Source organism: Actinoplanes sp. NBRC 101535 (assembly GCF_030269225.1).
In the GTDB taxonomy this organism is placed as follows: domain Bacteria; phylum Actinomycetota; class Actinomycetes; order Mycobacteriales; family Micromonosporaceae; genus Actinoplanes; species Actinoplanes rectilineatus.
The window spans coordinates 772,564-795,261 of sequence record NZ_BSSY01000002.1 but is presented as its reverse complement, the minus strand read 5'-3'; the positions used below and the strand labels follow the sequence as shown (position 1 = coordinate 795,261).

At 70.5% G+C, this 22,698-nt stretch carries 24 protein-coding genes and 1 riboswitch; of the genes, 18 read left to right on the top strand and 6 right to left on the bottom strand.

Annotation, left to right across the window (positions count from 1 at the left end):
• Nucleotides 1-41 precede the first annotated feature (41 nt).
• The 3 genes from QSK32_RS08680 to serA all read left to right on the top strand — a co-directional run bounded on the left by QSK32_RS08680 (nucleotide 42) and on the right by serA (nucleotide 3,459).
• Complete coding sequence (locus QSK32_RS08680) at nucleotides 42-1,310, top strand: glycosyltransferase 87 family protein (RefSeq protein WP_285471601.1); 1,269 nt, start codon at nucleotides 42-44, stop codon at nucleotides 1,308-1,310.
• The gene (locus QSK32_RS08675; protein ID WP_285471648.1) at nucleotides 1,199-2,065 is read left to right on the top strand and encodes an aminoglycoside phosphotransferase family protein; all 867 of its coding nucleotides are present in this window, start codon (nucleotides 1,199-1,201) and stop codon (nucleotides 2,063-2,065) included. The genes QSK32_RS08680 and QSK32_RS08675 overlap by 112 nt, the downstream gene beginning before the upstream one ends.
• 176 nt (nucleotides 2,066-2,241) lie before the next feature.
• On the top strand, nucleotides 2,242-3,459 hold the full coding sequence (serA, locus tag QSK32_RS08670) for a phosphoglycerate dehydrogenase (RefSeq protein WP_083449336.1): 1,218 nt from the start codon (nucleotides 2,242-2,244) through the stop codon (nucleotides 3,457-3,459).
• 43 nt (nucleotides 3,460-3,502) lie between these two features.
• Here serA and QSK32_RS08665 read toward each other — a convergent pair whose 3' ends face one another.
• A complete protein-coding gene (locus QSK32_RS08665; RefSeq protein ID WP_285471600.1) occupies nucleotides 3,503-4,984 on the bottom strand; it encodes a hypothetical protein in 1,482 nt (493 codons plus the stop codon).
• A gap of 83 nt (nucleotides 4,985-5,067) precedes the next feature.
• Entirely contained in the window at nucleotides 5,068-5,724 is a 657-nt protein-coding gene (locus QSK32_RS08660) for a response regulator (RefSeq protein ID WP_045745202.1), read from the bottom strand.
• A gap of 228 nt (nucleotides 5,725-5,952) precedes the next feature.
• Here QSK32_RS08660 and QSK32_RS08655 point away from each other — a divergent pair, with 228 nt between their 5' ends.
• The 5 genes from QSK32_RS08655 (at nucleotide 5,953) to QSK32_RS08635 (ending at nucleotide 9,678) form a co-directional block, all read left to right on the top strand.
• Nucleotides 5,953-6,426, top strand: a complete 474-nt coding sequence (locus tag QSK32_RS08655; protein WP_285471599.1) for a hypothetical protein — start codon at nucleotides 5,953-5,955, stop codon at nucleotides 6,424-6,426.
• Between the two features lie 30 nt (nucleotides 6,427-6,456).
• Nucleotides 6,457-7,053, top strand: coding sequence for a class I SAM-dependent methyltransferase (locus QSK32_RS08650; RefSeq protein ID WP_285471598.1), 597 nt, complete (start codon nucleotides 6,457-6,459; stop codon nucleotides 7,051-7,053).
• Between the two features lie 65 nt (nucleotides 7,054-7,118).
• The gene (locus tag QSK32_RS08645) at nucleotides 7,119-7,589 is read left to right on the top strand and encodes a MarR family winged helix-turn-helix transcriptional regulator (RefSeq protein ID WP_045745204.1); all 471 of its coding nucleotides are present in this window, start codon (nucleotides 7,119-7,121) and stop codon (nucleotides 7,587-7,589) included.
• Nucleotides 7,586-9,283, top strand: a complete 1,698-nt coding sequence (locus tag QSK32_RS08640) for an MDR family MFS transporter (RefSeq protein ID WP_285471597.1) — start codon at nucleotides 7,586-7,588, stop codon at nucleotides 9,281-9,283. Before QSK32_RS08645 ends, QSK32_RS08640 begins: the two co-directional genes overlap by 4 nt.
• An 86-nt stretch (nucleotides 9,284-9,369) precedes the next feature.
• Nucleotides 9,370-9,678, top strand: a complete 309-nt coding sequence (locus QSK32_RS08635) for an antibiotic biosynthesis monooxygenase family protein (protein ID WP_045745206.1) — start codon at nucleotides 9,370-9,372, stop codon at nucleotides 9,676-9,678.
• Nucleotides 9,679-9,799: 121 nt separating this feature from the next.
• Here the strand turns inward: QSK32_RS08635 and QSK32_RS08630 are convergent, their stop codons facing one another.
• A complete protein-coding gene (locus QSK32_RS08630) occupies nucleotides 9,800-10,639 on the bottom strand; it encodes a GAF and ANTAR domain-containing protein (protein WP_045745207.1) in 840 nt (279 codons plus the stop codon).
• A 558-nt stretch (nucleotides 10,640-11,197) separates the two neighbouring features.
• On the opposite strand from QSK32_RS08630, the gene QSK32_RS08625 reads away from it, so the two are divergent.
• The 3 genes from QSK32_RS08625 to QSK32_RS08615 all read left to right on the top strand — a co-directional run bounded on the left by QSK32_RS08625 (nucleotide 11,198) and on the right by QSK32_RS08615 (nucleotide 13,317).
• Entirely contained in the window at nucleotides 11,198-11,632 is a 435-nt protein-coding gene (locus QSK32_RS08625; protein ID WP_045742393.1) for a hypothetical protein, read from the top strand.
• Nucleotides 11,633-11,670: 38 nt separating this feature from the next.
• Entirely contained in the window at nucleotides 11,671-11,991 is a 321-nt protein-coding gene (locus tag QSK32_RS08620; RefSeq protein WP_045742364.1) for a DUF3817 domain-containing protein, read from the top strand.
• Between the two features lie 215 nt (nucleotides 11,992-12,206).
• A riboswitch (cyclic di-AMP (ydaO/yuaA leader) is annotated at nucleotides 12,207-12,339 on the top strand.
• Between the two features lie 12 nt (nucleotides 12,340-12,351).
• Nucleotides 12,352-13,317 (top strand): C40 family peptidase, encoded by a 966-nt coding sequence (locus QSK32_RS08615; protein ID WP_045742363.1) that lies wholly within the window; start codon nucleotides 12,352-12,354, stop codon nucleotides 13,315-13,317.
• A 155-nt stretch (nucleotides 13,318-13,472) separates the two neighbouring features.
• Here the strand turns inward: QSK32_RS08615 and QSK32_RS08610 are convergent, their stop codons facing one another.
• Nucleotides 13,473-14,474, bottom strand: a complete 1,002-nt coding sequence (locus QSK32_RS08610; protein WP_045742362.1) for a sigma-70 family RNA polymerase sigma factor — start codon at nucleotides 14,472-14,474, stop codon at nucleotides 13,473-13,475.
• Between the two features lie 522 nt (nucleotides 14,475-14,996).
• Nucleotides 14,997-15,782 carry a dTMP kinase gene (locus QSK32_RS08605; RefSeq protein ID WP_285471596.1) on the bottom strand — a complete coding sequence of 262 codons (786 nt, stop codon included), beginning with the start codon at nucleotides 15,780-15,782 and terminating at the stop codon, nucleotides 14,997-14,999.
• 140 nt (nucleotides 15,783-15,922) lie between these two features.
• Between QSK32_RS08605 and QSK32_RS08600 the strand changes: the two genes are divergently transcribed.
• The 7 genes from QSK32_RS08600 (at nucleotide 15,923) to QSK32_RS08570 (ending at nucleotide 21,243) form a co-directional block, all read left to right on the top strand.
• Complete coding sequence (locus tag QSK32_RS08600) at nucleotides 15,923-16,507, top strand: nucleotidyltransferase domain-containing protein (RefSeq protein WP_045742360.1); 585 nt, start codon at nucleotides 15,923-15,925, stop codon at nucleotides 16,505-16,507.
• Between the two features lies 1 nt (nucleotide 16,508).
• A complete protein-coding gene (locus QSK32_RS08595) occupies nucleotides 16,509-16,757 on the top strand; it encodes a hypothetical protein (protein ID WP_045742359.1) in 249 nt (82 codons plus the stop codon).
• Complete coding sequence (locus QSK32_RS08590; RefSeq protein ID WP_045742358.1) at nucleotides 16,754-17,497, top strand: metallophosphoesterase family protein; 744 nt, start codon at nucleotides 16,754-16,756, stop codon at nucleotides 17,495-17,497. The genes QSK32_RS08595 and QSK32_RS08590 overlap by 4 nt, the downstream gene beginning before the upstream one ends.
• Nucleotides 17,498-17,532: 35 nt before the next feature.
• Nucleotides 17,533-17,676: a GPGG-motif small membrane protein gene (locus QSK32_RS08585; protein ID WP_014688232.1), complete on the top strand. Its 144-nt coding sequence runs from the start codon at nucleotides 17,533-17,535 to the stop codon at nucleotides 17,674-17,676.
• A gap of 196 nt (nucleotides 17,677-17,872) precedes the next feature.
• Nucleotides 17,873-18,826, top strand: coding sequence for an MHYT domain-containing protein (locus QSK32_RS08580; RefSeq protein WP_045742357.1), 954 nt, complete (start codon nucleotides 17,873-17,875; stop codon nucleotides 18,824-18,826).
• 43 nt (nucleotides 18,827-18,869) lie between these two features.
• Entirely contained in the window at nucleotides 18,870-19,586 is a 717-nt protein-coding gene (locus tag QSK32_RS08575) for an HD domain-containing protein (protein ID WP_285471647.1), read from the top strand.
• Nucleotides 19,587-19,617: 31 nt separating this feature from the next.
• The gene (locus tag QSK32_RS08570) at nucleotides 19,618-21,243 is read left to right on the top strand and encodes a glycoside hydrolase family 13 protein (RefSeq protein WP_045742355.1); all 1,626 of its coding nucleotides are present in this window, start codon (nucleotides 19,618-19,620) and stop codon (nucleotides 21,241-21,243) included.
• On the opposite strand, the gene QSK32_RS08565 is transcribed toward QSK32_RS08570, so the two are convergent.
• On the bottom strand, nucleotides 21,151-22,620 hold the full coding sequence (locus QSK32_RS08565) for an MFS transporter (RefSeq protein ID WP_285471646.1): 1,470 nt from the start codon (nucleotides 22,618-22,620) through the stop codon (nucleotides 21,151-21,153). The genes QSK32_RS08570 and QSK32_RS08565 overlap by 93 nt on opposite strands.
• Nucleotides 22,621-22,698 lie beyond the last annotated feature (78 nt).

The window sequence follows — 22,698 nt, the reverse complement described above, 5'->3', positions numbered from 1 at the left end:
TTCCCCGGCCCCGTCATGGACCCCTATGTAGAGAGGCAATAATGAGAGCGACGACCCGCTGGGCGCCCGCGCTGACCGTCGCCGTCGTGGCCGGTGCCGTCGCCCTCAGCCGCCCCGAGGCCGGCCGCCTCACCGACCTGCAGGTCTACGCCGGCGCCGTGGACACCCTGCGCCACGGCGGGGACCTCTACGACTACACCCGCAACGGGAACGCGCCCTTCACCTACCCGCCGTTCGCCGCGCTGCTCCTGCTGCCGCTGGCCTGGCTGCCCGCGTTCCCCCTGCACCTGGCCTGGACGGTGGGCGTGGCCGCGGCCGCCATCGCCCTGGCGCTGCTGGTCGACCGTCGCCGCGCCCCGCTGATCGCCACCGCCCTGCTGCTCTCCGCCCCGGTCTCGTCCACCTTCAAGTACGGGCAGATCAGCCTCCTGCTCGCCCTGCTGGTCGCGGCCGACGTCCTGGCCCTGCGCCGCAGCCGCCGGCAGGGCGTCCTGATCGGCCTGGCCGCGGCGGTCAAACTGACCCCGCTGATCTTCATCCCGATGCTCTGGCTGACCGGGCGCCGCCGGGCCGCCGGCATCGCCACCGCCACCTTCCTCACCTGCGCCGCCCTGGCCGCCGCCGTGCTCCCCCAGGAGTCCCTGCGGTACTGGCTCACCGAGATGCACAACGTGCCCCGTCTCGGCGCCATCACCTCGGTGGGCAACCAGTCCCTCGACGGCGCCCTGATGCGCCTGGACGTCCCCCACCACGCGACCGTGGCCCTGCTGCTGGCCGGCGCGGTGGCCGCGGTGGCCCTGCGGCGGACGGCCGGGCCCCGCACCGACGAGCACACCGATCTCCTCCGGTGCCTGATCGTCACCGGAGCGGCCGCCGTCGTCCTCTCCCCGGTGTCCTGGACCCATCACCAGGTCTGGCTGGTCCTGGCCGCCGCCCTGCCCCTGGCGCCCGGGATCCGGATCGGCGTTCTCGCGATCATGCTGCTGCCGGTGACCGCGATCGACTGGCTTCCGCTGCGTGAGTCGCGCCTGCTGCTGGCCGTCGCCCTGGCACTGTTCCTGCCCTGGGCCACGAGGTGGGCGCCGCCCGGGAATACCGGTCGCCAACAGCCGGGCGGACTGCCAGGATCGCGGACATGGTGGCAGCGAGTGGCGTACGCATCGGGTGGGACGCCCTGCCCGGCGACATCCGCGACGGGATCGAGCGGATCATCGGCGGCCCGGTCGTCGAGGCCGTCTCCCAGACCGGCGGGTTCTCCCCCGGCACCGCCGACCGGGTTCGCACCGCGGACGGGCGCCGCGCCTTCGTGAAGGCCGTGGCCGCGTCCCTCAACACCGATTCGGTGCGGATGGCGCGGCGCGAGTTGCGGATCAACGCCGCCATGCCCGCGCACGCGCCGGTGCCCCGTCTGCTCGGCGGCTTCGAGCACGGCGAGTGGGTCGTGATCGTGCTGGAGGACATCGCGGGCTCGCATCCGCGTACCCCCTGGGTGGCTGCCGAGATCGATGCGACGGTGACCGCGCTCGGAGAGCTCGCCCGGGCACTCACGCCGGCGCCGCTGTCCGACCTGCCCACCGCGGCCGACCACCTGACCGCCGACTTCGCCTGCTGGGCGGCGCTGGCCGCCGACCCGCCCGCCGACCTGGACGCGTGGGCCGCGCGGAACGCCGGCTCGCTGCACGCGGCGGCACAGCGCGGCCTCGCGGTGCTGCGGACCGGCGACACCCTGGTCAACATGGATGTCCGGGCCGACAACATCCTGATCCGCGAGGACGGCCGGATCTTCTTCGTCGACTGGCCGTGGGGCGCCACCGCGCCGGCCTGGTTCGACAGGCTGGCGCTGGCGATCAACGTGATCGTGCACGGCGGCGACGCCCGGCGGATCACGGCCGGCATCGATCCGGCGGTGGTGCGCGACATCATCACCGGGTTCACCGGATATTTCCACTACCAGTCCCGGCAGCCACCGCCTCCCGGACTGCCGACGGTCCGCGCCTTCCAGCGGTTTCAGGGTGACGCCCTGCTGCCCTGGGTCCAGCGGGCGTTCAGCGAACGCACACCGTGAAGAAACCCCTCTGAACCACACCCGCCGCCCGCCCGTAACAGTTACCGGATTGACCGGTACGTGGGACCTCAAGCACACCGCACCGGGACCAGCACGCCGGGGGATAGTCTTGCAGCCCTGTGAACTGGGCTTCGGCGTGGCGGCCCAGGCGGGCAACCGAAAAACGGAAACGGAAGATGATGATCGACCAGGCCAAGGTGCGAGTCCTTCTTTTGGAGAGCATCCATCCGGATGCGGTGTCCCGGCTCGAGGAGGACGGTTTCCAGGTCGAGTCCGTCCGCAACGCCCTCGACGAGACCGAGCTGATCGAGCGCATCCGCGGGGTGCAGTTGCTCGGAGTCCGGTCCAAGAGCCAGGTGACGGCGAAGGTCCTGGAGGCCGCCGACAGTCTGGTCGCGATCGGCGCCTTCTGCATCGGGACCGACCAGATCGACCTGCCCGCCGCCTCGGCAGGTGGGGTGGCGGTCTTCAACGCCCCGTTCTCCAACACCCGCTCGGTGGTCGAGCTGGCGATCGCCGAGATCATCTCGCTGACCCGTCGCCTGACCGAGAAGAACACGCTGATGCACAGCGGGGTCTGGGACAAGTCGGCGGACGGCGCGCACGAGATCCGCGGTCGCCGTCTCGGCATCGTGGGCTACGGCAACATCGGCACGCAGCTCTCCGTGCTCGCCGAGAACCTCGGCATGTCGGTCTACTTCTACGACACGGCCGACAAGCTGGCGCTGAGCAACGCACACCGGTGCGCCAGCATGGAGGAGTTGCTCGAGTCCAGCGACATCGTCACGCTGCACGTCGACGGCCGGCCCGGCAACCTGGGCTTCTTCGGCGCGGAGCAGTTCGCCAAGATGCGCCCCGGCAGCCTCTTCCTCAACCTGTCCCGCGGCATCGTGGTCGACCACCTGGCGCTGCGTGACGCGCTGGCGAGCGGCCACCTGGCCGGCGCCGCGGTGGACGTCTTCCCGAGCGAGCCGAAGGGCCGGGGTGACGAGTTCGTCTCCGAGCTGCGCGGCCTGCCGAACGTCATCCTCACCCCGCACATCGGCGGGTCGACCGAGGAGGCACAGTCCGACATCGGCGGCTTCGTGGCCAACAAGCTGGCGAAGTTCGTGACCGAGGGCAACACCACGCTGAGCGTGAACCTGCCCGGTGTCACCCTGCCGGAGATGCCGGGCCTGCACCGCATCATCCACATGCACAAGAACACGCCGGGCGTGCTCGCCCAGGTCAACCGGATCCTCGCCGAGCACGGTGTGAACGTCGAGGGCCAGATGCTCAGCACCCGCGGTGAGTACGGCTATCTGATCACCGACATCGCCGCCGGTTACAGCGACAACGTGCTGGAGCAGCTTCGGGCGATGGAGCAGACGGTCCGCCTGCGCCTGCTGAACTGAGTCTCCCCGTATCGGGACACCACCCTCGCGGGTGGTGTCCCGATCAGGAGTTCTCCACCTTGAGCAGCGTGATCGGTGCGACCGCGTCGATGTCGTACCGGTCACCGTTCGCCCAGTTCTTCGGCGTCAGCGTGGAACCGGGTGCCAGATCCCGCAGGGTCCGCGAACCGGCCGTCACGGTGCCGGCGCCGCCATTGACCTTGACCCGCACCGGACTGTTCTCCGGTGCCCGCACGATCAGCTCCTCCATCCCACCGGTGATCGTCACCGGCACGGTCCCGGCCGCCTGAGCGAGAGTGATCTCGGCCCGCCGGGTCCCGCCCACGATCTCGATCCCGGTCATCCGGCCCTCGCTGAGGTCCACGATGCGTTCCGCGGCGTACCCGGAGAACCGCAACGTCCAGCGCACCTTGGCGGCCAGCAGCACCTCCATCTGCCCGCCGGCGCCGTTGCCGTCGCGGGCCAGGTCGACGGCGAGCCGGTCACCCTGGATCGCCGCGCTGGGCCGCATGCCGGTGCCCTCCGGTGTACTGATCCGGTAGAGGTCCTCGCCCAGGTCGGCGATCTTCAGGTTGACCCGGTCGGTGGCGGCGAGCAGTTCGAACGTGGCGATGGTCCGGCCCTCGATCGGGCCGGTGACGGTCTGCTGGGCGGCCTGCGGCTGCTCCCCGCCACTGCCGAGCATGCCGCCCAGGTCGGTGTCCGCGCCGTTGTAGTAGACGAACCCGGTGACCCCGAGGACCGCCAGGGCGATCAGACCGAGAACGGTCATGCCGGCGGTGACCAGCCGTGACTGCCGGGGACGGTCCGGGACCGGGCGCGGCGACTCGAGCACCTCCGGGCCCGGTGCCCCGGCGAAGAACGCCTCGGGACCCGAGGCGAACGCGGCCTCGCTCAGATCGTCCCTGGATGCGGGCGACACCGCCGGGAACGACCCCGATGCCGGTGAGAACGACGCGAACGACGGCGCCGGCGACGACGGCACCGGATCCGTGTCGGGCACCGGCGGCTGCCGGATGATCGGCAGCGTTCCCGAGTCCTCCGGGGAGCGCCGCCGGCTCGACGACGCCGGCCGGGTTCCCCCGATCGGCCCGTCGCTGAAGCCGAACGAGGCCCGTCCCGGACCGGCCGGTGTGGCCGGCCCGAACTCAGGTGCGGCCGGCCCGAACCCGGACGTGGCCGACCCGGACCCGGATGTGGCCGACCCGGGCTCAGGGGCGGGCGGCGTCGCGGCGAAGTCGAGGTCCTCGAAGTTGATCCGTGCGGAGCGCACCGGTGAACCGGTGGCGCCGACCGGCGATCCGGTCGCGGTCACGACCGGCAGATCCCGCGACCCGGCGGTGAGCGACGGTGAAGTGCCGGTGGTGTCCGGCGCCCCCGCACCGAACCAGTTCTCCCCGGTCGGCTCCCCCGACTCCCGGGCCTGTGGACGACGATATGGCAGCCCCCGGTCGGTCATGCGATCGTCCGTCGATCCGGTCCCGGCCGGCTCGGACGACCCGCCGACGTCGGCGGTACGGTCCACGATTTTCCTCCCTGCACACCCTCGGGTATCCCCCCTGAAAGAAGTACGGAAGGAACCGCCGAACGGATGAGTGACCGCAGGGTTTACCGCGGGTCAGGGCGGACGAGCCCGCGCCTGGTCGCGATCGCCACCGCCTCGAGTTGGCTGTGCGCGCCGAGTTTGGCGAGGACGGCCTTCTGATAGCCCCGGCACGTGTGCACGCTGATGCCGAGCCGGCGGGCGACCGCCCGGGCGTCCAGTCCGGAGGCCATGAGCTGCAGAACCTCGTCCTCACGGGCGGTCAGGCCGCCTCCGCGGGGGCCCGCGGCCGGCGTGGTGCTGCGCAGCAGACGGGCCAGGATGTCGGTGGAGACGGTCATACTGCCGCGATGGGCGGTACGCAACGCGTTCAGCACGTCACCCAGAGCACCGTTCTTGGACAGGAATCCGGCGGCACCGGCGGTGGTGGCACGGCGCACCAGCGCCTGCTCCTCGCTGGACGTGAGGATCACCACACGCGAGTCGGGCTGGCGCACCCGGATCAGTTCGGCGATCGCGATGCCGTCCGCATCGGACAGTTCCGGGTCCATCACGATCACGTTCGGCAGCAGTTCGGCGGCGAGGCGCAACGCCTCCGCCCCGGTGCGGGCGTGGCCCACCCACCGCAGATCGGGCTGCCCGGCCAGCGCGTGACCGAGCAGCTCGGCGAAGGTCTGGTGACCGTCGACGACGAGCACGCTGATCGTCGCGTCGTTCCCCATGTGACCCCTTTCCCGCCGGCTACCGGTAAAGACCGATGCGCAGTCTAAGGATTACCCGACACCCACCCTGCCCTACCAACAGGCTGCCGTCGCACCGGCGGGCACGGCCACCGCGGTACGCCCGACGCCGGGTTGCCGCCGAGCGGGTGCCATCACCCGTCTTTCGGCCGAGTGCCCCCCTCGCTTTGGGGCTTGCCGCCGGAACCGCCACGTCGCAGAGTCTCGATCATGTTCGACATCCAGCTCTTCGGCCACCTCGAGGTCCGCACCCGCGGCATCCGCCTGACCGGCGGTGACTTCGGCGGTGACCGCCCCCGTCACCTGCTCGCGTTGCTGGCGCTGCGCGGCGACCGGTCGCTGGTGGAGCTGGGTGACCTGCTCGGGGTGCCGCCGACGACGGTCGAGGACGACCTGCGGGTGCTGCGCGACCGTCTGGAGCCGGGCGTCGAGGGCCGGGATTCGGTGATCAGCCACCGGCAGGACCGGTACGGCCTGGTCGCCGATCAGGTCCGGGTGGACGCCGCCCGGTTCGACGAGCTGCTCGCCGCCGCCGCGAACCGTCCGGCCGCCCGTGCGGGCCGCCCACTGGCCGCGGCCTCCTTCCTGGCCTCCCGCCCACTGCTGGAGGACGAGGACGCCGGCTGGGCGGCCGAGGCACGGGCCGCGTACCGCGCGAAGTTGACCTCAGCCGCTCCCGCCTGACACGGACCACGGATCCCGGACAATCGCCGGGTGTACTCGACTGCTCTGCGCCCCGTACCCCTCGCTCCGGAGATCTCCCTGCACCTGGCCGATCCCTCGGTCGGCCTGTTCGATCTGACCGGTGGCGAGTTCCGCAGTGACGAGCCGCCGCCGTTCTGGGCCTTCGCCTGGGCCGGCGGGCAGGCACTCGCCCGCTATCTGTTGGACCACCCGGACGAGGTGGCCGGCCGCCGGGTGCTCGACGTCGCCACCGGTTCCGGGGTGGCCGCTGTCGCCGCCGCGCGGGCCGGGGCGGCCGCGGTGGCCGTCACCGACATCAACCCGGACGCGGTGGCCGCCGCGCACCGCAACGCCGCCGCCAACGACGTCACCATTTCCGACATTTCTAATATGCCGGATGTGATACTCGCCGGCGACGTCTTCTACAGCCCGGCCGTCGCCCCGGAGATGACCGCGTTCCTCCGGGCCGCCCGCCGCGACCGCAACGCCACCGTCCTGGTCGGCGATCCGGGCCGCGGCTTCTTCCCCGGGCACCTCTTCACCCGGGTCGCCGACTACGAGGTCCCCGTCCCGAAGGCTCTCGAGGACACTCCCACCCTGCTCACCACCATCTGGCGGATGCGCTGAAACCCGGATGCGTTCCCCACGCAACAACTTGTATCGTGCAAGCATCTAACGGACAGGACCATGACGTGGAGCAGGACACCACCCGGCTGGCTGACGAGATCGTGCGGTTCATCCGAATGGGCACGCGATTCCGGGGCATGCTCAAGACAGGAGACCTCGGCGCCGAGTTCTCCGCGTTGATGCTGCTGTTGCCGTTGCGTTCCCTGGGTCCGATGCGGGTCACCGATCTCGCCGAGATCAAGCAGGCCGACCCGTCCACGATCAGCCGTCAGGTCGCCCAGTTGGTGAAAGCGGGCCTGGCACGCCGCGAGGCCGACCCGGAGGACGGCCGCGCCTCACGGCTGGCCGTGACCGCGTCCGGCGAGGACGCCTGCCGACGCCTCGACCAGGCACGGATCGAGCTGCTCGGCCGGGCGCTCGCCGACTGGCCGGCGGATCGGATCGCCGCTTTCACCGTTCTTTTCGAAGAGTTCAACAACTCGGTCGAGGCGCTGGTGCGCACCGACCCAGCCGCAGCCCCACGGGAGATCGTGTGAGCCACTCCAGTCCACCGGCCGCCGAGCCGGTGGAATTCACCCACCGCCAGATTCTGACGATCCTCGGCGGTCTGATGATGGGCATGTTCCTGGCCGCCCTCGATCAGACGATCATGGCGACCGCGACCCGGACCATCGCCGACGACCTGCACGGTTTCGACCTGCAGGCGTGGGCCACCACCGCTTTCCTGATCACGTCGACGATCTCCACGCCGCTCTACGGCAAACTCTCCGACATCTACGGCCGCCGGCCGTTCTTCCTCTTCGCCATCGGCATCTTCGTGATCGGCTCGTTCCTCTGCGGCCTCTCCGAGAACATGTGGCAGCTCGCCGCGTTCCGGGCGATCCAGGGCATCGGCGCCGGCGGTCTGATGTCGCTCGCGCTGGCCATCATCGGCGACATCGTGCCGCCCCGCGAGCGGGCCAAGTACCAGGGCTTCTTCCTCGCCGTCTTCGGCACCGCCAGCGTGCTCGGCCCGATCCTGGGCGGCTTCTTCGCCGGCGCCGACAAGATCCTCTGGGTGGACGGCTGGCGCTGGGTGTTCTACCTGAACGTGCCGATCGGCCTGCTCGCGATGGCCGTGGTCGCCAAGGTCCTGCACCTGCCGCACCACCGGGTCGACCACCGCATCGACTGGCCGGGCGCGCTCACCCTGATCCTCTGCCTGGTGCCGATCCTCACCGTCGCCGAGCAGGGCCGCGACTGGGGCTGGGACTCGACCCGGTCGATCGCCTGCTTCGTGATCGGCGCGATCGGCCTGGTCGGCTTCATCCTGGCCGAACGGGCGTACAAGGACGAGGCCCTGCTCCCGCTGCGCCTCTTCGGCAACCGGACGATCGCGGTCGGCGCCACCTCCAGCACGATCCTGGGCATGGCCATGTTCGGCGGCCTGATGACCGTCCCGCTCTACCTGCAGATCGTGAAGGGCTCGACCGCCACGATGGCCGGCCTGCAGATGATCCCGCTGGTGATGGGCATCATGACCGGCTCGATCGTCTCCGGTCAGCTGATCTCCCGGACCGGCCGCTACCGGATCTTCCCGATCATCGGCAGCAGCCTGATGGTGGTCGCGCTCTTCCTGTTCTCCACGATCGGCGCGGACACCCCGCTCTGGCGGGTCATGCTGATCATGGCGTTGATGGGCCTCGGCCTGGGCGGCAACATGCAGCCGATGATCACCGCCGTGCAGAACGCGGTCTCCCCGCGCGAGATCGGCGTGGCCACCGGCGCGGTCACCTTCTTCCGCTCGATGGGCGGCACGCTCGGCACCGCGGTCTTCCTGTCCGTGCTGTTCAACGTCCTGCCGGGCAACATCGCCGACGCCTACAGGCAGGCCGCCACCGACCCCGCCTTCCAGCAGGCCGCCGCCGACCCCGAGCAGCAGGCGCTGCTCGCCCAGGCCCAGAACAGCGGCGCGCTCAGCGACACCTCGTTCATCACCAAGCTCTCCGACGTGGTCGCCCACCCGTTCAAGGTCGGCTTCTCGGACAGCGTGCACCTGGTCTACCTGATCGCCTTCAGCATCATGCTGCTCGGCCTGATCGTGGTCTTCTTCCTGCCGGAGATCGCGCTCGCCAAGGGTTCGGCCCAGCAGCAGCGCGCCGCCGCCGCGAAACAGGCGGAGAAGGACACCGGCGCCTCCGGGCCCGCGCCTGCCGACCCCGAGGGGGTCAAGGCAGGTTCCGACGGCTGAGCTCCTTCTGGGGGTACGGGAGAAGCACACTCCCGTACCCCGCCGCGCCGGCCCGGGTCCCCGGTCCGGCGCAGTAGCGTGGCGCCATGGCTGTTGTGAAGATCAACGCGATTGAGGTCCCGGAGGGCGCCGGCCCCCAGCTCGAGGAGCGGTTCGCCGCCCGCCGGCGGGCCGTGGAGGGCTCCCCCGGCTTCCTCGGGTTCGAGCTGCTGCGCCCGGTGGCCGGCGAGACCCGCTACTTCGTCTACACCCGCTGGGAGACCGAGGAGGCCTTCCAGGAGTGGTCGAACGGCCGGGCCAAGGCCGCCCACGCCGGCAGTGACCGCAGCCCGGTGGCCACCGGTGCCTCCCTGCTGGAGTTCGAGGTCGTCGAGCACGTCGAGAAGCCGGCCTGACCCGGCACCACCGTGGTGGGTTCAGGCACGCACCGGGCCCGGACTCACCACACCCCTCGACAGGTTCACGCGGAGAATCACCGGCACGTCTCCACACCGCCCCGGGAGCGGGTCGAGGGGGTCAGTCGGTGGCTTTGCGGGCGGCGGCGGCCACCAGGCGCTCGGCGACGATGCGCCGGTCCAGTCCGAGTCGCTGGGAGCTCTCCTGCAGGACGGCGTAGGCCTCCTGCACGCTGCACCCCCGCTGGGCGATGATCACGCCGACGGCGCGGTCCACCTCGGCGCCCTCGGTCAGGGCCTCCCGGCGGCGCAACTCGCCGAGGAGCAGCTCGGCCTGTCCGGCCACTGCCATCGCGGTCACCAGCAGGTCCGGTCCGACGTCGCCGTCCCGGTCCAGGTAGACGCTGAACGCCCCGACCGCGGTCCGCCGCACGTCCAGCGGGATCACCGCGGCCGCCCGAACGCCCTCGGAGCGGGCCGCGCCGGTGAGCTCCGGCCACCGCTCGTCGGCGGCCAGGTCGGTGCTGATCACCAGGGAGCGGGTCCGGGCCGCCTCGAGCCCGGGACCTGCGCTTCCGGCGTACTGCAGAAGATCGAAGCTCTCCCCCGCCCGGCCGGCGCCGGTCTGGGTGAGCGGGCCACCCTCGCCGATCAGCACCACCGAGCAGCGGACCACGCCGGGCAGGGCGCTCGCGCCGAAGGCGGCCAGCCGGTCCAGAGCGTGCGTGAGGGTGTCCGCGCCGAGCAGCCGGACCGTCAACTCGTTCAGCAGGCCGGCCAGCTCGACCGGGTGCGGCCCACCCGCCGTGGACGGGGCTGGGCGGGAGGACTTGCTCCGGCGTGGCAGAGCGGCGAATCGACGGGCCGGACCGAGGAAGGAGGATGCCGCGGCGAGGCGGGCGCGCCGGGCCGGCCGGGCGCCGCGCTGGGCGGCCGGGACGCGACGTTGCGGGGCAGACACCCGACGGATACTGCCACGTCGATCCGGAAAGATGTCGGCGACGTGCCCCGAACGGGCGGTCTTGTCCGTTTAACCCCGTCTCACCGATGGAAGCTTGCCGGAAACCCGACACGAAGCCGGACGAAACCGGGCGTGAAACCCGGACACATCCGGGCGGGTGACCAGACCGACCAGGAGGCCGCGCCGGGCGGGTGACCAGACCGGCCAGGAGGCCGCGCCGGGCGGGTGGGTGGGTGGCCAGACGGAACCGGGCCGCGGTGCCGGGCGGTAGACCGGCAGCGCCGCCCCGGATGATCCGGGGCGGCGCCGAAGGTAGATGCCGGTGTGCAGGTCGCCTCGCGGCGAAAGGCTCAACACGGCTCCAGCCGAACTGGTATTCCGTGCAGGCGAAGGGTGAGGCCCGGGGACACTGGGCACACCGGCATCTGTTCACAACTGTCGGTAGGCCACCGGGATTCCGGCAGTCATCGTGACGTGAATCACATCAGCACCATGGTGATCGTCTCCGGGCCGGACCGAGCGGACGGACACCGGGGACACGCCGGTACGCTCGGGTGCATGAAAGGGCTGTGGACCCCGGCCTGGCTGGCCCGTCACCTGCTCGCGGTGATCCTGACGGTGGGCTGCCTGCTTCTCGGCTGGTGGCAGTTCAGCCGCGCCTCCTCGGGCAATGCGGTCTCCTGGGGCTACATGCTCCAGTGGCCGGCCTTCGGCGGATTCGTGATCTTCATCTGGTGGCGTGAGGTGCAGCTCGCCCGCCACAAGGTCAGCGGCGTGGTCGAGGAGCCGGTGGCGGAGACGCCCACGCCGGCCACCGCCGACCGCACGCCCGGCGCGCCGGTCACGCTGGGACGCCCGGTCCGGGTCGCCGCCCGGACGGCCACTCCCGCGGCCGACGATCCCGAGCTGACCGCGTACAACGACTATCTCGCCTGGTTGGCGGCCCACCCCGGCGCCCGCCCGGCCGACTATCCCGGTCGCATCCCCCAATAGCCGTTTCACCGGCAGATATCGAGAAGGAGCCGTTCGCCGTGCAGGGAGCCCTCACCCGTTACCGGACCATTGCCTGGATCGTCGGCGTCGTCCTGATTCTTCTCGTGGTGATCGGCATGCCGCTGAAGTACATCGGCGGCAACCCGGTCGTCGTCGAGACGGTCGGCCCGTTCCACGGCTTCCTCTACATGGTCTACCTGGTGCTGACCTTCGATCTGGCGCGCCGGGCGAAGTGGGCCTTCCCCCGCATGATCCTGGTGATGCTGGCCGGCACGATTCCGTTCTTCTCGTTCTGGGCCGAGCGCCGGGTCACCAAGAGCTGGATCGTTCACTCGCTGGAACCGGCACTGAGCGAATAGTGTTACCGGCGGGCGGCTTTAACGCTTAGCGGTGATCAAATGACTGCGCGTTATCAGGATTAACCACACAAGTCCGGCTAATGGTAGAAACCCGGCCCCCGGGCCTTGATTTCTTTTCCCGCCTCGATAAGTTAATGCGGTTGGTCCGGTCCGCAGCCACAAACCCTCGGTGGCACCGGCCAGCGCCGCCGAATCACGTGCGGCTCCCGGCGCCCTCCCCGTGGGCGCCGTTTGCCGTGAAAAGCGAGCCGGGGAACCACTACGTGGGGTGAATCCGCGCAAGCGGTAGGGCTACTTCTTCCAGCCCGAATCCGTCAGCTAACCCGGTAGGCGGCCAAGCGGAAGAAAGGCCCCTTACCAGTGCCACACCCCCGAACCGGGCTCCGGGCGCTCGTGGTCGCGTTGACCGCGTTCGCCGTCGCCGCGTCCGGCGCCACGGCCGCACAGGCGGCTCCCTCCGCGTCTGAGCTCAAGAAGAAGATCAAGACGGCCGAGGAGAAGCTCGAGGACGTCACCGAGTCGTACAACGCGATGCGGATCGACCTCAAGGACACCAAGGCGGAGGCGAAGAAGCTCAAGGAGTCGCTGAAGCCCACGGAGGTCGCGCTGGCCTCGGCGACCGCCAAGGTTCAGACGATCGCCTCCACGTCCTACATCCAGGGCCGGGTCGGCGCGGTCAACGTGCTGCTCGGCGGCGGCAAGGACGACATGCTCGAGAAGATGGCCTATCTCGAGCAGATCTCCCAGGCGAACCAGGCGGACATCAACGCGTTCACCCAGACCACGCAGACGTACGCCGAGAAGCAGACGGCCCTCAAGGCCACCGAGACCAAGCAGGCCGCTCAGGTCAAGGAACTGGCCGACCGCAAGGAGAAGATCGAGGGCGACCTCGAGGACCTCTACGACATGCGCGAGACGGTCTACGGCTCCCCCACCGAGGGCGGCAGCGGCGGCTACACCGGCACGATCCCGACCATCGCGGGTTCGGCCGGCACCGCGGTCACCTTCGCGTTCAACCAGATCGGCAAGCCGTACGGCTTCGGTGACGCCGGTCCGGACTCGTACGACTGCTCCGGTCTCACCTCGGCCGCGTGGGCCAAGGCCGGCAAGTCGCTGCCGCACAACGCGGCCGCGCAATACAGCGCCACCGCCCGGATCAGCAAGGCCGATCTGAAGCCCGGTGACCTGGTCTTCTACCGGTCCAACGCGCACGTCGCGATCTACGTCGGCGGCGGCATGATCATCGACGCGCCGTCGGCGGGCCGGGACGTGCTGCACCGCACGATCAACATCATGACCCCGAACGGCTACGGCCGGGTCAAGTAACACCCGCGTACGACAGAAGGCCGGTACCCCTCGCGGGGTACCGGCCTTCTTCGTCGTGGTGGCGGTGTCGTCAGGTGGTCTGCCGCTCTCAGTCCGGCCGGCTCACTCCGCCGCCGCGCGGCCGAGCCGGCTCACGGGGAGCCGGCCGGCCGGTCTCAGGCGGCCTGCAGGCCCTCGGCCCGGGCCAGCTCACGCAGCCGGCCGAGCGCCTGGATCTCCAGCTGACGGATCCGCTCGCGGCTCAGCGAGAAGCGCGAGGCGACCTCGGTCAGCGAGTGCTCCCGGCCGTCCTCGAGCCCGTAGCGGGCCCGCATGATGCCGGCGGAGCGGTCGTCCAGGTGGTTGAGAAGGCCCTCGATGCGCTGGCGCTCCAGGGCGCTCAGCACGATCTCCTCGGGCGACGGGGCATCGCTGTCGGCGACCAGGTCGCCGAGGTTGGTGTCGCCGTCGTCGCCGACCGGGGTGTCCAGCGAGACGGTGTCCTGAGCCCAGCGGGTGAGCTCGTTGACGCGCTCGACGGTCACGCCCAGGGCCGCGGCGATCTGCTCGGGCTCCGGGTCGCCGCCGAGCTCACGGACGAGCTGACGGGTGACGTTACGCATCCGGTTGACGTCTTCGACCAGGTGCACGGGGAGGCGGACGGTCCGCTCCTGCTGGGCGATGGCCCGGGAGATCGCCTGGCGGACCCACCAGGTGGCGTACGTCGAGAACTTGTAACCACGCTCGTAGTCGAACTTCTCGACGGCCCGCACCAGGCCGGTGTTGCCCTCCTGGATGAGGTCGAGCATCGGCATGCCGGACCGCACGTAACGCCGGGCGATCGACACGACCAGGCGGAGGTTGGCTCGGATGAACAGGTCTTTCGCGCGCTGGCCCTCGGTCACGAGCCGTTCCAGCTCTTCCCGGCTCACGCCGCGCCGCGTCTCGCCGCTCTCGAGCAGGTGCTCGGCGAAGAGTCCCGCCTCGATGGCCTTGGAGAGTTCGACCTCTCGTGCGGCGTCCAACAGCGGCGTCCGGGAGATCTCGTGCAGGTAGACTCCGACGAGGTCGCGTTCTTCGGCGACCTGGTCGGTACGCATCACGGTGTTCTTCTCCACGTTGCCCACGGTCCCCTCATTGCCGTCACTAACCCTGTTACGGGCATTACCTGCGTCCATCAGCCCTCTCCCGTAACGTCCGCAGCTCGTGCATTGCGGTTGCTGACATCTACGTAACAAATTGCTGCTCGCACTGATTCCGGCTGGTGGATCGAAAGTGTCACGAATGCCTGGGTGTCACCTGAGAACCCCGTGCGCGGTAGCTGAGTGCGATCGTTGGATGTCCATCACGTCGATAGCCGGATACCCCTCGCGCGACTCATAACACCATCGGCCTCCAGTCGTCACAGCGACGGGCATCACCTTGGGCCTCGCGACGTCCGTCACCCCGGAGTACGGGATTAACGCCTCCGGGGTTCATGTGCAGCATCGGCCGAGCCTCGACGAGCTTGAAACAATCAGCCGCCGGAAAGATCTCCCACCGGTGGCGGACCGGACCATCGGCCACAATGCGCCACGCCGCGCCGCAGTTCACTCGCCCACTCGGGTGACATCCCCGAAGCCGGAGACATTCCCAGGTGACGGCCGGTTCGACCCCATCCGTGAGGAAGAGCACACACCCGTACGGGTGACCACGACCGGTCAGAGCACCTCGGCGAGCTGCCAGCTGAGGGCGGCGAAACCGGCGAGCAGCGGGGCCGCGGCCAGCAGCAGGGTCCGGGCGCGGACCAGCGGGAACCGCTGCGGCGGCACCGTCACCGGGACCGGCGCCACCCGGGCGTGGGCGGCCAGCGCGGCCCGGATCGCGGCGTTGACCTGGTCCGGGGTGCCGTTCGCGTCGATCACCACGAAACCACGGTGCTCCGGCAGCGAGCGGTACGCCGCCACCGCCGCCCGCAGATAGGCCATCGTCTCGTGGTCGTACCCCCGGCGCTCGATCCGCTCGTAGGCGACCTCGGGGTCGACGGACAGGTAGAACGTCAGGTCCGGGGCGGGGAACAGCCGGTACGCCAGACGCGCCCGCCGCTCCGCCCGCGGGTGGGCGCCCCGGGCCCGCAGACTCGCGAACTGGCAGGCGGCGTACCGGTCGAGCACCGTGATCCGGCCCGGACTGACCATCCGGACCAGCAGGGTGCGCAGGATGGCGAACCAGCGCAGCACCGACTCGACACCGAGCATCGCCCGCCGGCCGATCAGGTCCTCCGCGTCGGCCCGGCCATGGGCGTCGGCCTTGCCGAGGACCGCGGCGAGACGGCCGACCCAGCGCCGTCCCCCGGCGTTGCGGCGGTACTCGGCGGGCAGCCCGGTGGCGGCGAGCTCGTCGGCGAGACGGTGCGCCTGGGTGGTCTTGCCGGAGCCGTCGATGCCGACGAGGGCGATGGAGCGTACGCCGGCGTGTACCGGGGGTGACTGCGCGAGGAGAGCCATACCAACTGACGGTAGCCCGGGTGTGCACGTTGCGTTCCCCGTCACCGTGCCCCTCCCACGTACCAGAATGGCCCGCGGGGGTTCAAGGTGTCGCCACTCCGGGTAGTCGTTCACAGATCGGTTCGGGACAGGAGGTCGCCATGCCACACCGTGTGGACGAAGGATTGGCCGTCACTTTGAAGCGCGTCGCTTCGACGCTCAAGGGTGCGGACATACCCTTCGCCTTGGGCGGGAGTTTCGCCGTCTACGCCCGCGGCGGGTACTCCAGTGATCACGACGTGGACTTCCTGATCCGGGAGCAGGACAAGGACCGGGCGTTGCAGGAGCTCGCCGCGGTCGGTTTCGAGACCGAGCAGCCGCCGGAGGACTGGCTGGTCAAGGTCTACGACGAGGGCCGGATGGCCGACCTGATCTACCGCCCGGTGGAGTCGCCGGTCACCGACGAGACGCTTCAGGACACCGAGCAGATCTCGGTCGAGGCGATCTACATGCCGGTGCTCTCCGCCACCCGGTTGATGGTGCACAAGCTGCTCAGTTACAGCCAGCACTACTGCGATTTCGCCACCGGGCTTCCGGTCGCCCGTTCCCTGCGTGAGCAGATCGACTGGGAGAGGGTCCGCAGCGAGACCAGCGCGTCGCCGTACGCCGAGGCCTTCTTCGTGCTTCTCGACCGCCTCGACGTCGTGCCCCATCCGGACCAGCCAGCACTGAGGGTAGGGGGTTGAGATGACCAGTCAGATCGATCTGGAGGCCGAGATCCAGCGGCTGCTCACCGAGCACGACCGGATCGCCGAGCAGGGGATCACCGTGCACCGCCGGGAGAACGCGGTGGTGCTGGGCGGCGAGGTGGAGAGCGCGCAGCGCCGCGACGAGATCTGCCGCCAGATCACCGCGCGGTACCCGGAGATCGAGATCACCTGTGACATCGGCATCACCCGGGCACAGGCACCGAGCGAGGTGGAGGAGATTTCATGATCAGGATCGCCGCCGTGGGGGACGTCCACGTCGACAAGGACGTGGTGGGCCGGTACCGGCCGGCCCTGGAGGAGCTCCCGGACCGCGCCGACGCGTTGCTGGTCGCCGGCGACCTGACCCGGCACGGCACGGTCGAGGAGGCCCGCTGCTTCGCCGAGGAGTTCGGCGGCCTGTCGGTGCCGGTGGTCGTGGTGCTCGGCAACCACGATCATCAGAGCGACCTGCAGGACGACGTGACGAGCGTGCTGACCGACACCGGCATCACCGTGCTGGAGTGCTCGGCGACCGTCCTCGAGATCAACGGACACCGGCTCGGCATCGCCGGCGCCAAGGGGTTCGGCGGCGGATTCGCCGGCGCCTGCGCGAGCAACTTCGGCGAACGCGAGATGAAGGACTTCGTCGGTCACACCGAGGAGATCGCCGGCCGGCTCGGCGAGGCGCTGCGCTCGGTCGAGGCGGACGCCCTGGTGGCGCTGACCCACTACGCCCCGATTCCGGAGACCCTGGCCGGCGAGCCGCTGGAGATCTACGCCTTCCTCGGCTGCTATCAGCTCGGACAGGCGATCGACACGGCGCCGACCTCACTCGCCCTGCACGGGCACGCGCACCACGGTTCGGAACGCGGCCGGACGCCCGGCGGGGTGCCGGTCCGCAACGTCGCGCACCCGGTGATCAAACAGGCCTACAACGTGTACCAGTTGCTGTCGGAGAGTGTCGACGCCGATCTGGTGTCCGTATAGGTTTCCGGATTCCGGCGCCCGGGTAATCGATCGACATGGACCTACTGCTCTGGATTCTCGCCGTAATCCTCGTGGTCGCCGGCATCCTCGCGCTGTTCCGGCGGCAGATCCTCTGGGGGGTCGTGCTGATCATCGTCGGCCTGCTCGTCGGTCCCGGCGGCGTCAGCATCTTCACCTGATCGGCGCTTTGCTCGAGCGCCGGCGAACCATCCCGACGACCCGGGGAACCGGGGTCGCCGCCGACCCGTCCGATGCGGACGGGACGACGGTGGCCCCGGTTCTCTTTGGGGTCCACCGCACACCGGGTGCGTTGTCCGGCCGCTGATTTCTGACTCAATCCCCGCGAACGTACGACGAAAATTCGCGAGGTTGACAGTGACCAACGTCCACCACTTCGCCTACGGAGCCTTCAACCCGGTCGCCGCGTACCTGCTGGCGTTCCTCGGGTCGCTCCTCGGGCTGCTCTGCACCGGCCGGGCCCGGGAGGCGCGCAGTCGCGGGCGTCGGAACCGGTGGCTGGTCATCGCCGCGTTCGCCATCGGTGGCGGCGGCATCTGGCTGATGCACTTCTCCGCCATGCTCGGCTTCGAGGTGCCGGACAGCCCGGTGCGCTACGACCTGCCGCTCACCCTGATCAGCCTGGTCCTCTCGGTGCTGACCGTCGGGATAGGGCTGCTGGTGGTCGGGCACGGCGAACGGAGCACCACCAAGACCCTGGCCGCCGGGCTGCTCACCGGCGGCGGCGTCATCGCCATGCACTACACCGGCATGGAGGGGATGCGGCTGCCCGGCACGGTCCACTACTCGCCGGTCCTGGTGGTCGCCTCGGCACTGATCGCGGTGGCGGCCAGCACGGTGGCGCTGTGGTGCGCGACCTCGGTGAGCGGCTGGTTGCGGGTCACCGCCGCGGCCGCGGTGATGGCGGTCGCGGTCTGCGGCATGCACTACACCGGCATGGCCGCCATGTCGATCGAGCTGGACCCGGCGTCGCCCGCGGTCGGCGGGATCCGGCCCTTCACCATGATCGTGCCGATCACCCTGATCACCGCGGCGGTGATCGTCGGCGTGGCGCTGAGCGCCCTGCAGGCGATGACCGACGAGGAGTTCAGCGACGGCGCCGGAACCCTGGCGCTCGGGGCCGGCAGCGCCGCATCCGGCAAGCCGGCCGAACCCTGGACGCTGAAGCAGAACACCATGACCGACATCCGGCTCTCCCCCGCCGCCCGGGCCGTCGCGACCGGGCGCAGCAGCGCGCCCCGGCCGTCCCCGGCACCGCGGGCCACCCCCCGCCCGGCACCCGCCGCGCCACCGGGCGCGTCCGGCACCTGACGCGTCCCCCGGTCCGGCCGGAGATCCGGTATATCTGATGCGCATGGCGCCCCGCATCCTCCTGTCCATGCCCCTGCACGCGATCACCGAGGTGTACGGCGAGGAGGGTCTGCGGAACCGGCTCGCCCTCGAACTGGAGTCCTTCCCCGACGACCACCGCAAACAGTTGGAGGAGGCCCTCGCCCTGGCGAGCGCGCTGCACGCCGACGACCGGCGGGTCCGCGAGCCCTACATGAACCATCTGCTGCGGGTCGCCATCCGGATCATCAAGTACTACGGGATCCGTGACCCCGACGTGCTGGTCGCGGCGTTACTGCACGACGCCGTCGAGGACCACCCCGCCGAACTGGGGGGTGTCGACGCCGGTACGCCGTACCCCCGAGCCAGTGAGACGGCGCTGGCGGAGATCGCCCGGCGTTTCAACCCACGGGTTGCCGATCTGGTCCGGTCGGTGACCAATCCGGAGTACGACCCGGATCGCGACCGCCACGAGCAGTACCGGGAGCACGTCGCCGAGAAGCTGGAACGGGATCCGTGGGCCCGGATCATCAAGATCTCGGACTTCACCGACAACGGGGTGGGTGTGATCCACACGACCCTCGACAAGGCCTACCGGTCGGCCCAGAAGTACCGCCCGCTGGTTCCGAAGCTCCGTGAGCTGGTCGGCCGTCCGGACACTCCGCTCTCCACCCAGGCCAAGGAACACATCCTCGATCAGCTCGACCTCGCCGAGGAGCGCTTCGCGGCCATCCTGGACTGATCGGCCGGAACCGCCGCCTACGCTGGGCTGCATGCCCTCCACTGACGCCTGGTGGCGCGACGCCGTCATCTACCAGATCTACCCCCGCTCCTTCGCCGACGGCGACGGCGACGGCATGGGCGACCTGCCCGGCATCACCGCCCGCCTGCCGCAGCTGCGCCGGCTCGGCGTCGACGCGGTCTGGCTGTCACCGTTCTATCCCAGCCCGCAGCACGACGCCGGGTACGACGTGGCCGACTACCGTGGCGTCGACCCGCGGTTCGGCAGTCTCGGCGACGCCGACAAGATGATCACCACCGCGCACGAGCTGGGCCTGCGGGTGATCGTCGACCTGGTGCCCAACCACACCTCGAGCGAGCACGTCTGGTTCCAGGCGGCACTGAAGGCCGGCGCGGGCAGCCCGGAACGGGATCGCTACATCTTCCGCGAGGGCAAGGGCGACGCCGGTGAGCTGCCGCCCAACTCGTGGCAGAGCGTCTTCGGCGGCCCGGCCTGGGAACGGCTCCCCGACGGCCAGTGGTACCTGCACCTGTTCGACGTCTCCCAGCCCGACCTGAACTGGGACCACCCCGAGGTCCGCGCCGAGTTCCTGGACATCCTGCGGTTCTGGCTGGACCGGGGTGTGGACGGGTTCCGGGTCGACGTCGCGCACGGGCTGATCAAGGACGCCGAGCTGACCGACTGGACCGCCCCCTCGGTGATCCTGGGCGGACTGGCGCCGGCCGGCCCGCCGCCGCCCATGTGGGACCAGGAGGGCGTGCACGAGATCTACCGCGAGTGGCGGGCCGTGCTCGACGGGTACGACGGCGGCCGCATCCTGGTCGCCGAGGCCTGGGTGCAGCCCGAGGAACGCCTCGCCCGGTACGTGCGACCGGACGAGATGCACCAGGCGTTCAACTTCCCCTACCTGGACGCGCCGTGGAAGCCGGCCGAGCTGCGCGAGGTGATCGACTCGTCGCTGGCCGCCAACGCCACGGTCGGCGCCACCACCACGTGGGTGCTCTCCAACCACGACGTGGTGCGGCACGCCTCACGGCTCGGTTTCCCGGCCGGTGAGCCCCGCAAGCCGGGCATCGGCATCGGCGACCCGCAGCCGGACATCGCCCTCGGCCTGCGCCGGGCCCGTGCCGCCACGCTGCTGATGCTGGGCCTGCCCGGATCGGCCTACCTCTACCAGGGCGAGGAGCTGGGGCTTCCGGAGCACACCGAGCTGCCCGACGAGTACCGCGAGGACCCGGCCTGGGAACGGTCCGGGCACGCCGAGCGGGGCCGCGACGGCTGCCGGGTGCCGATCCCGTGGGAGGCCGACGCCCCGTCGTACGGGTTCGGCCCGGCGGACGCCTCGTGGCTGCCACAGCCGGCCGTCTGGGCCGAGTACGCGCTGGACCGCCAGGTGGACGTGCCCGGATCGACGTACGAGCTGTACCGCTCGGCGCTGGAGACCCGCCGCGGGCACGGCCTGGGCACCGGCTCGCTGACCTGGCTGGACGCCGGCGGGCAGACCCTGTCGTTCCGCAACGGCGACGTCGTCGTACTGGCCAACTTCGGCGACGCGCCGGCCGCGCTACCGTCCGGTGCCCGGGTCCTGCTGAGCAGCGAACCCCTCGACGCCGACGGGCGGGTGCCCACCGACGTCACCGTCTGGGCCCTGCTCTGACGTCTGCGACGCTGCCTGCAGCAGGGCGGTGTGCGTGTCGGCCATGTCCGCCGCCACCGTCCTGCTGGCCAGCCAGTACATGATCCCGGTCGGGATGAAGAAGACCTGGAAGGCGGCCAGCCCGACCGCGTAGTTCAGCGGCGGCGGGAACGCCCCGGACAGCCCCCGGAACGCCACGCCGACCAGCACGTTGCCGCCGGCCCGGCCCACCCCGTTGATCAGGTTGCCGAGGCTGTAGACCGTTCCCCGATGCTGCGGCGGGTTCACGTCGGCGATCATCGCGAACCAGTTCGGCGAGTTCGCCGACGTCAGCATCAACGCGAAGACCGCGGTGACCAGGGACAGCCCGACGGTCGGCTCGGTGACCACGTTCACCAGCACGCCCCGGACCACCGCACCGGTGCCGGCCCCGTCCGCCACGGTGATCTCCATCGGCACGAAGAACAGGACCACGTAGAAGGGCACGGCCGCGAGGACACCCACGGCCGCAACCAGGGCACGCCCTCGTGGGGTACGCCGTTGCAGACGGTCCCCGACCATGCCACCGACGATCGACAGCGCCGCCCCCAGCTGGAACAGCGTGGCGAACACGCTGCCGATCAGCACCGCGGTGCCGGCGGAGTAACCCTGGTCCTCGGCGCGGGCCCGGAACAGGATCGGCAGCCACACCAGCGACCCGAAGGCGATCTGCGCGGTGCCGCCCTGCAGGATCAGCCACACGTTCGTCCGGCGCCGCAGGATCACCGGCAGGTCCTGGTGGTGGATCCGCTCGTCGTAGTCCACACCGGCCAGTTCGGGCTGGCTGTCGCCGCGCGGCACGTTGTACGTCAGCAGGTAGGCCACCATCGCCACCAGACCGGCCACCGCGGTGATCAGGAACGGCCGCCGCCAGTCCGCGTGCCCGAGCAGGCCGCCGACGAGCGTCCCGGCGAGCGTGCCGACACCCTGCGACAGCCCCCAGAAGCTCATCACCAGGCCGCGCCGCTTCGGCGAGATGAGGTCGCTGACCACGGCGAAACTGACCGACGCCACCGCGCCGAGCCCGAACGCCGCGACGATCTGGGCGGCGAGGAAGGCGGGGTAGGACCCGGCGAGGCCACTGCCACCGGTGCCGAGAACCCAGATCAGGGTGCCCGCCACGAGGACCGGCTTGCGGTCGGTGCGATCCCCGAGGTACGCGAAACCGATCGCGGCCACCGCGCTGATCAGGAACATGACCGTCGTGGCCAGCGCGATGTGCGCCTCGGTGACCGCCAGCTCGGCGCCGATGCTGCCGTAGAGCGGCGGCACGATCCCGATGGCGACGTTGTCGAGGGCGGCCAGCACGACGAACACGACCACGCTGTACGCGCGGTGCACGGTCCCGCCCCTGTCCATCACGCGCTAGAGGCTATCCGCTTCCCTGGTCAGGGGCGCGGGTAGGAGCCGCGGCGGCGGGAGGGCACGGGTGACCAC

Bases quoted from the DNA above. Each gene is read 5' to 3' on its own strand.
- QSK32_RS08605 (WP_285471596.1), bottom strand. From the start codon at position 15,782: ATGGCTCTCCTCGCGCAGTCACCCCCGGTACACGCCGGCGTACGCTCC.
- QSK32_RS08600 (WP_045742360.1), top strand. From the start codon at position 15,923: ATGCCACACCGTGTGGACGAAGGATTGGCCGTCACTTTGAAGCGCGTC.
- QSK32_RS08585 (WP_014688232.1), top strand. From the start codon at position 17,533: ATGGACCTACTGCTCTGGATTCTCGCCGTAATCCTCGTGGTCGCCGGC.
- QSK32_RS08625 (WP_045742393.1), top strand. From the start codon at position 11,198: ATGAAAGGGCTGTGGACCCCGGCCTGGCTGGCCCGTCACCTGCTCGCG.
- QSK32_RS08595 (WP_045742359.1), top strand. From the start codon at position 16,509: ATGACCAGTCAGATCGATCTGGAGGCCGAGATCCAGCGGCTGCTCACC.
- QSK32_RS08610 (WP_045742362.1), bottom strand. From the start codon at position 14,474: ATGGACGCAGGTAATGCCCGTAACAGGGTTAGTGACGGCAATGAGGGG.
- QSK32_RS08565 (WP_285471646.1), bottom strand. From the start codon at position 22,620: ATGGACAGGGGCGGGACCGTGCACCGCGCGTACAGCGTGGTCGTGTTC.
- QSK32_RS08570 (WP_045742355.1), top strand. From the start codon at position 19,618: ATGCCCTCCACTGACGCCTGGTGGCGCGACGCCGTCATCTACCAGATC.
- QSK32_RS08575 (WP_285471647.1), top strand. From the start codon at position 18,870: ATGGCGCCCCGCATCCTCCTGTCCATGCCCCTGCACGCGATCACCGAG.
- QSK32_RS08680 (WP_285471601.1), top strand. From the start codon at position 42: ATGAGAGCGACGACCCGCTGGGCGCCCGCGCTGACCGTCGCCGTCGTG.
- QSK32_RS08660 (WP_045745202.1), bottom strand. From the start codon at position 5,724: ATGGGGAACGACGCGACGATCAGCGTGCTCGTCGTCGACGGTCACCAG.
- QSK32_RS08635 (WP_045745206.1), top strand. From the start codon at position 9,370: ATGGCTGTTGTGAAGATCAACGCGATTGAGGTCCCGGAGGGCGCCGGC.
- QSK32_RS08655 (WP_285471599.1), top strand. From the start codon at position 5,953: ATGTTCGACATCCAGCTCTTCGGCCACCTCGAGGTCCGCACCCGCGGC.
- serA (WP_083449336.1), top strand. From the start codon at position 2,242: ATGATGATCGACCAGGCCAAGGTGCGAGTCCTTCTTTTGGAGAGCATC.
- QSK32_RS08590 (WP_045742358.1), top strand. From the start codon at position 16,754: ATGATCAGGATCGCCGCCGTGGGGGACGTCCACGTCGACAAGGACGTG.